The organism is uncultured Granulicatella sp., from assembly GCF_963528195.1.
Classification (GTDB): Bacteria; Bacillota; Bacilli; order Lactobacillales; family Aerococcaceae; genus Granulicatella.
Genome location: NZ_CAURVN010000060.1, coordinates 1 through 7,248 on the forward strand (window position 1 = coordinate 1; position 7,248 = coordinate 7,248).

Annotated in this window: 8 protein-coding genes; 2 read left to right on the forward strand and 6 right to left on the reverse strand. The window is 28.9% G+C overall.

The annotated features are described in order from the left end of the window. Window positions 1–207: 207 nt before the first annotated feature. The 6 genes from RWR88_RS08310 to rpmH form a co-directional block, all read right to left on the reverse strand. Window positions 208–429, reverse strand: a complete 222-nt coding sequence (locus RWR88_RS08310; protein WP_314451775.1) for a hypothetical protein — start codon at window positions 427–429, stop codon at window positions 208–210. 129 nt (window positions 430–558) lie between these two features. Then, window positions 559–1,407 carry a helix-turn-helix transcriptional regulator gene (locus RWR88_RS08315; protein ID WP_314349215.1) on the reverse strand — a complete coding sequence of 283 codons (849 nt, stop codon included), beginning with the start codon at window positions 1,405–1,407 and terminating at the stop codon, window positions 559–561. 335 nt (window positions 1,408–1,742) lie between these two features. Further along, window positions 1,743–2,477: an RNA-binding cell elongation regulator Jag/EloR gene (gene jag / locus RWR88_RS08320; protein WP_314451778.1), complete on the reverse strand. Its 735-nt coding sequence runs from the start codon at window positions 2,475–2,477 to the stop codon at window positions 1,743–1,745. A gap of 71 nt (window positions 2,478–2,548) precedes the next feature. Then, window positions 2,549–3,364 carry a membrane protein insertase YidC gene (gene yidC / locus RWR88_RS08325; RefSeq protein WP_314349217.1) on the reverse strand — a complete coding sequence of 272 codons (816 nt, stop codon included), beginning with the start codon at window positions 3,362–3,364 and terminating at the stop codon, window positions 2,549–2,551. Continuing rightward, entirely contained in the window at window positions 3,348–3,734 is a 387-nt protein-coding gene (gene rnpA, locus RWR88_RS08330; RefSeq protein ID WP_314349218.1) for a ribonuclease P protein component, read from the reverse strand. The genes yidC and rnpA overlap by 17 nt, the downstream gene beginning before the upstream one ends. A gap of 65 nt (window positions 3,735–3,799) precedes the next feature. Continuing rightward, window positions 3,800–3,934, reverse strand: coding sequence for a 50S ribosomal protein L34 (rpmH, locus tag RWR88_RS08335; RefSeq protein ID WP_006703104.1), 135 nt, complete (start codon window positions 3,932–3,934; stop codon window positions 3,800–3,802). A gap of 517 nt (window positions 3,935–4,451) precedes the next feature. Between rpmH and dnaA the strand changes: the two genes are divergently transcribed. Continuing rightward, entirely contained in the window at window positions 4,452–5,819 is a 1,368-nt protein-coding gene (gene dnaA / locus RWR88_RS08340) for a chromosomal replication initiator protein DnaA (protein WP_314349219.1), read from the forward strand. Window positions 5,820–5,997: 178 nt separating this feature from the next. After that, complete coding sequence (gene dnaN / locus RWR88_RS08345; protein WP_006703106.1) at window positions 5,998–7,155, forward strand: DNA polymerase III subunit beta; 1,158 nt, start codon at window positions 5,998–6,000, stop codon at window positions 7,153–7,155. Window positions 7,156–7,248: the final 93 nt, after the last annotated feature.

The window sequence follows — 7,248 nt, forward strand, 5'->3', positions numbered from 1 at the left end:
TAGTTTTCAAAGGTCAACGTCGCTTTACGCGACAACTCCTATATATTATCATAGGTAGTTTATATTGTCAACATTTTTTTGAAGTTTATTTTAAATTTCTTTTTCGTAATCGCTTAAAAAGCGAACGTTCGTTAACAACGTATATAATTTACCATAGCTAGCTTCTGTTTGCAAGTCTTTTATATAAAAATTTCTTTAAGATAGTAGCTATTTTTCTTCTTTATTATCTATTGGTTCTAACCATTCTTTTTTGATGTTTTTTTCAAGATTTTTTTGTCTTTGATCTTCTTCCATCTTTGGCATCATAATGAATGAATCTCCAAAACTATCAAAATCATATTCTTCCTCTAATGATGGTAGCTCAATATCCTCTGGTAAAATAACTTTTTCTTTTTTTAAAAAATCATCTTTATTAAAACGTAAACCCATTTTTATCACTCCTTTTATTCCATTATAAATATCGTCATTTATTTTTCAATATTTTTTTATTTAAAGTATTAAAAAAATAAGCAAGAAGATTTTTGCTTCCTACTTATTCAAATTTTAATTTTCTATTTATTATAAAGAATCATTAATTTTTTCAATTTCTGTCAATAATTCATCATTTGAATTAATTCTAGCGAAAGCAGCTGCATCATTTAAGTATAATTTTACTTCTTCTTTATCTGCATTACTTTCTAATGAATTCATTGCTAATTGATAATACAATCTTGATAAGTAATAAGTAATATGAAATTGACTACATAATTCAATTCCTCTTTTTAGTAACTCATTACTCTTTTTATAGTTATTATTTTTATTAAAGAACATAGCGCTATGATATAAAACCATTAATACACGCCATACATCTTCCATTTTTTCTAATTGATGTTTTTCTACTTCTTGAATAGCTTTTGTAAAGAAGTATTCTGCTTTTTCTATATCTTCTTGTTTTTGATATACTAAACCTAATCCAGCATAAGCTAAATGGAGATATGTATCTTGTTTTTCATATTGTTCTGCTAAAATTTTATTAAAATAAAACAAATCATCTTCCATTTTTTTCCCTTGTAAAACTTGTGTGAATCCTCTTAAGTATAACAAGTGAATTTTTTGTTCATCATTCAATTGATCTTTTTGAATTGTTCCAATCAATTTTTCAGCCAATTCATAATCCATTGTTACAATACTTTCTTCAATTTTATCTAAAAGCTTATTTGTAGCAAGTTCTTTAGTATTGACACTTGCAAATAAGTCCCCCACATCTAATTGTAATCGTGCACACAATTGACTTAAGATTTTCATTGAAGGAATTTGACCATGATTTTCAAATCGGCTTAAAGTTGCTTGCGTACAAATTCCATGACTCAATTCAATTTGAGATAAGCCTTTTTCTTTACGGCGCCTTATAAACACTTGAATATCCATAATGATTCTCCTAACTATATGTTTTCAATATTATTGTACATTGTTTTTAGGAAATTTTCCAATATTTTTATTTATTTTTCCTTATATAAAATTTGTTCTATATTTTATATAAAATACACATATTTCTTATTGTCTTCTCCCTAAAGACACTGTGTTAACTTATTTTAACGCTTTTAATGAAAAGTTTCAATATCAAATATAGGATTTTATCAAGTTTCTTTCTATTATATTGTATTTTTTTTCTACTATTTAAGTTTAAATTTTTTTATTCATCCGATACTAATTAATTTTAAGAGATAAAAAAAGACTGGAAATCATTCCAGTCTCTAACTATTTTATTCTGCAATTTCTACAACTAAATAACGGTGTGGTTCTTTACCTTCTGAATGAGTAGAAATTCGTTTGTTCTTACTTAAATATGCATGAATTTGTTTTCTTTCATATGCAGGTAGTGGTTCTAAGTATACCGGTTGTTTTGTTTTTAATACACGACGTGCTGTTTTTTCAGCAATTTGTTGTAATGCTTCTGTACGACGTAAACGATAATCTCCTACATCTACTTGCACTGACATTCTTCCTTTTACAAAACGATGAACAGATACTTGAGCTAATACTTGAATTGCATTCAAAATTTTACCATATTTACCAATTAATAAACCTGGTTTATCTGTTTCAAATACAAAATTCATTTTTTCTTTTTGTACTTCAACATGAACTACACTTGGTGCTCCATAAATTTCAGCTATTTGTTCTAAATATGCTTTTGTAACATGAGCAGCTTCTTCAATATGATTATCTAATACTTCAACTGCTTCATAGTTATCTTCAATATCAAATTCTTCGTCTTCAAAAAATTCTTCCACTTCTTCAACAACTACTTCTTCTTGTTCAATTTTTTCTTTAACAGTAATTAATACTACAGCATCTTTTTGTCCGAAACCAAATAATCCTTTTTTTCCTTCATCAATTACTTCAATTTCGACATCATCTTGTGTTAATTGTAATTGTCGTAATCCTTTTTGGATTGCTTTTTCTACTGAAGCATCATTTACTCGAATCGTTTGTGTCATCTTCTATATCCTCCATATTGCAAATTTACATGTATTATCTCATGTTCTTTTGATCTGAACAAGTCTATTCTTTAACTTCTACCGTGTTTTTTCTTAGCTTTTTCTAAAGCTTTCTCACGACGACGTTTTTCCTGTGTAATAGCTTTTTGTTCTGCAATAAATGTAAATGGATTATTCATAATTAAAGTTTGAATAACCATAAAGATATTCCCTACAACCCAATATAATGATAACGCACTTGGGAATGTTAAAGCTGTAAATCCAATCATTGCTGGTAATACAAATAACATAATTTTTCCAGCTGCTCCACTGTCTTGCATTTTCATTGTTAACCAAGAAGTTGCATAAGTTGTAGCTACTACTAAAATTGGTAAAATGAAAAATGGATCTGGTTGGTCTAAATTAAACCATAAAAATGATCCTGTTTTTAAAGCTTCTGTACGACTAATTGCTTGATATAAAGCAATCATTACAGGTAATTGAATCGCTACTGGTAAACATCCAGCATATTGATTTACACCTTCTCTTTCATATAAAGCTGAAATTTCTTCTCGTAAAATTTCTTGAGTTTGATGATCACGAGCAGAATATTTTTCTCGAAGTTTATTAATTTCAGGTTGTAAAATAGCTGTTTGTCTTGTTGTTTTATATTGGAAATGCATAATTGGTACTAATACAATTCTTGTTATAATTGTAAAAACAATAATTCCTAAACCATAACTATTTCCAAATATATTGGATAAAGTAATAATAAATTGAGATAAATTATAAATAATTACTCGATCCCAAATTCCTGTACTTTCTGCTGTTACAGGCGTTGTGCTACATGCTGCTAAAAATAATGTTAAAACCGCTAATGTTAAAGCTAATTTATGCTTTTTCTTCACTTAATTCCCTACTTTCTCCATTATAATCATCTTTTATTAAAATCTTTCCTAATTTTAATACATGCATCATACATTTTTTTATTTCTTGATAATTCATAGATACTACAGGTTTACGTGCGATCACGATAAAATCAATCTCTGACTGTAATTGTGGCTTTAGTTCTGTTAATACACTTCGTATTAATCGTTTGATACGATTTCTAACAACTGCATTTCCTAATTTTTTACTCACAGAAATTCCAACTCTAAAATGAGATTGATTCGATTTATCGATTTGATAAACCACAAATTGACGATTCGCTACTGAATTTCCATGATGAAAAACTCGTTGAAACTCTTGCTCTTTTTTTACTCGATAAGACTTACGCATACACTCACCTTTATCTAAGTTTTTAAAACATTTATAAAAAAAAGATCACTGAGACGTTCAGTGATCTAAGCTGCTAAAACTTTTCTACCTTTACGGCGTCTGCTTGCTAATACTCTACGGCCATTTTTTGTACTCATACGTTTACGGAAACCGTGAACTTTTTGACGTTTACGTTTGTTTGGTTGATATGTTCTTTTCATAACTTCTTGCACCTCCTAGTTCTGTGTTATGTCTAACTATCCTAGACAGTCTACATCATTATAATGATATTCCTTAACAAAGTCAATACTTTGTTTCTTGCATCACTGTACTGGAGTATCATACCATATTTTATTCAAAATACCTAGTAGAAATATTCATTTTTCAATAGTTATCCACAATTATTTTTTAACATTTTCTCTACTTTTAAATTTTTCCCCATATTTTCCACAACTTTTTAACAAATTCAAAGTCTGTTTACAAAACTTTATCCACAACTTGTGGAAAATGTGGATAATACTCTAAAATCTTTATTTTTATTGAGTTTGTTTTATCAACAAATCTTGTTTATAAGTAATTTTTTAAAAAGAATTTTACAAATTATCCACAATATTGTGGAAAACTTATTACAAATTCACTAAAATTTGTTAAAAATAGATTTCCTGTGGAAAACTTTTCAAAAAAATGCTACACTTACTCATAGATTTTAATATTATTCATACACAAGGAGGTGTTTTTATGGATCCATTAGATGATTTTTGGAAAATTTTATTAGCTCATTTTGAAAAAACAAATTCAGATTTTACAATTAAACATTGGATTATGCCTGCTAAATTATTGAAAATTGATTCAAATTATCTTTATATTCAAGTTCCTTCTCAAACATATGCTAATTTCTGGGAAGATAATTTATTAACGGATGTCATGGAACGTGGCTATGATTATTTTAGAAAGTCATTTGAACCAAAGTTTATTATTTCTGATGAACAAGACTTTTCATCAAAACAAACATTCATGGAATCTACCCCACTAGTTCAAGCAACTGAAGAAATTAAGGAAGTAACTAAAAATATTTATTTAGAAGATGATTCTCTATTAAATCCTAAATATACATTTGATTCATTTATTATTGGTAAAGGAAATCAAATGGCACATGCTGCTGCTTTAGTCGTTTGCGAAAGACCCGGACAATTATATAATCCCCTCTTTTTCTATGGGGGTGTTGGTCTAGGGAAAACTCACTTAATGCAAGCGATTGGGAATCAATATAAATTACTAAATCCAAATGCACGTGTTAAATACGTAACGAGTGAAGCTTTTACAAATGAAATGATTACTTCATTGAGAACAAATACTCAACAAGAATTCAGAGATTATTATCGTAATGTTGATTTATTATTAGTAGATGATATTCAATTTTTTGCTGAAAAAGAAGCAACTCAAGAAGAGTTTTTCCATACATTTAATGCATTATTTAATAACCAAAAACAAATTGTTTTAACGAGTGATCGACAGCCAACTGAAATCAAAGCATTACAAGAACGCTTAGTTTCAAGATTCGTTTCTGGACTGCCAGTCGATATTACTCCACCCGATTTGGAAACAAGAATTGCAATTTTATCTAAAAAAGCAGAAGCTGTTGGAATTGATATTCCTACAGATACCTTAAGCTATATTGCTGGACAAATTCAATCCAATGTCCGTGAATTAGAAGGTGCTCTTGTAAGAGTTCAAGCTTATTCTGTGACTCATGGTGAAGATATTACAACAAATTTAGCTGCTGAAGCTCTGCAAAACTTTATCCCTGGAAGTAAAGAAAAAATTGTATCCGTTCAAGATATTCAAGAAGCGGTTGCACGTTATTACCATATTTCTCTAGAAGATTTAAAAGGTAAAAAACGAACAAAATCCATTGTAGAACCTCGTCAAATTGCCATGTATTTAGCAAGAGAATTAACGAATAGCTCTCTTCCAAAATTAGGAACAGAATTTGGCAAAGATCATTCTACTGTACTACATGCCTATGATAAAATTAATGAAGAATATAAACTTCAAGGTGACATTACCAAAGCTGTTAATGATTTAAAGAAAAAACTTGGTTTTTAAGATGTGTATAACTACTCTATTTATTAATTTGTTATACACAATAGTTATCCACAATAAAAAATGATGAATTTAAAAGCAACATAATAGTTTTCCACAAAATTAACAGGCCCTACTACTATTACTATATTTATTATAAATAAAATTAAATTTAAGACAGACACACATTAGGAGGCATAAAATGAAATTTTCAATTAATCGTCAAGCATTTTTAAAAAATTTAGCAGACGTTCAACGTGCTATTCCTTCGAAAACAACGATTCCAATTTTAACAGGAATTAAATTAGTTGTTTCTCAAGAAGGGATTACTTTAACAGGTAGTGATTCTGAAGTTTCTATTGAAATTTTTCTTCCAGTAGAACATGAAGAATTACAATTATCAATTGTAGAGACAGGTTCAATTGTATTACCTGCTCGATTCTTTGGTGAAATTGTTAAAAAATTACCTCAAAATACATTTACTTTAGAAACAAATGAACAATTACAAGCAACGATTACAGCAGGAAGTGCTGCATTTACATTAAATGGATTATCGGCTCATGATTATCCACAACTTCCAGAAGTTGAAAAAGATCATGTATTAACATTACCTGTTCCATTATTTAGACAAGTGATTTTACAAACTTCTATTGCTGTTTCTACTGCTGAATCTCGTCCTATTTTAACGGGAATTCATATGGTTATTGCCAATAATCAATTAAAAGCTGTCGCAACAGACTCTCACCGTTTGAGTCAAAGAATTATTCCTTTAGAAATGCCTGAAACAAGTAATGCGTTAACATTTGAAATTACTTTACCAGGTAAAACATTAATTGAATTATCACGTATTATTGATGGTTTAGAAACGATTGATTTTGCAATTACTGAAAATCAAGTTCTTTTCCAAACAGAAACTCTTTCTTTCTACTCTCGTTTATTAGAAGGACGTTATCCAGATACAGATCGATTAATCAATGATCAATTTAATACAGCGATTACGGTTGTTGCTAGTGATTTAGTAGCTGCTGTAGATCGTGCATCATTAATGTCTCATACAGATAAAAATAATATTGCGACATTATCAATTAATGAAAATCGCATTTTATTAACAGGTAATTCTCCAGAAATTGGAAAAGTTGAAGAAGAAATTACGGTAGAAAATTATGAAGGTGCTTCATTAGATGTTTCATTTAATCCTGATTATTTAAAAGATGCGCTTCGTTTATTTGGTTCTTCAGAAGCAACGATTCAATTTTTAGAAGCGAATCGTCCATTTACATTGACATTAAAAGATAATCATTCAGATATTCCATATAGTTTTATTCAATTAGTTACACCAGTTCGTACATTTAATGGTTAAAAAATAGTCCATGATGATTTTTGTCATCATGGATTTTTTTATGTGACTTTCAGTCCGTCACGCTCCGTAGGTGCGTGACAAATAAACCACCCG

Coding starts and splice junctions, on each gene's coding strand:
- jag (WP_314451778.1), bottom strand. CDS start 2,477: ATGACACAAACGATTCGAGTAAATGATGCTTCAGTAGAAAAAGCAATC.
- dnaN (WP_006703106.1), top strand. CDS start 5,998: ATGAAATTTTCAATTAATCGTCAAGCATTTTTAAAAAATTTAGCAGAC.
- rpmH (WP_006703104.1), bottom strand. CDS start 3,934: ATGAAAAGAACATATCAACCAAACAAACGTAAACGTCAAAAAGTTCAC.
- RWR88_RS08310 (WP_314451775.1), bottom strand. CDS start 429: ATGGGTTTACGTTTTAATAAAGATGATTTTTTAAAAAAAGAAAAAGTT.
- dnaA (WP_314349219.1), top strand. CDS start 4,452: ATGGATCCATTAGATGATTTTTGGAAAATTTTATTAGCTCATTTTGAA.
- rnpA (WP_314349218.1), bottom strand. CDS start 3,734: ATGCGTAAGTCTTATCGAGTAAAAAAAGAGCAAGAGTTTCAACGAGTT.
- RWR88_RS08315 (WP_314349215.1), bottom strand. CDS start 1,407: ATGGATATTCAAGTGTTTATAAGGCGCCGTAAAGAAAAAGGCTTATCT.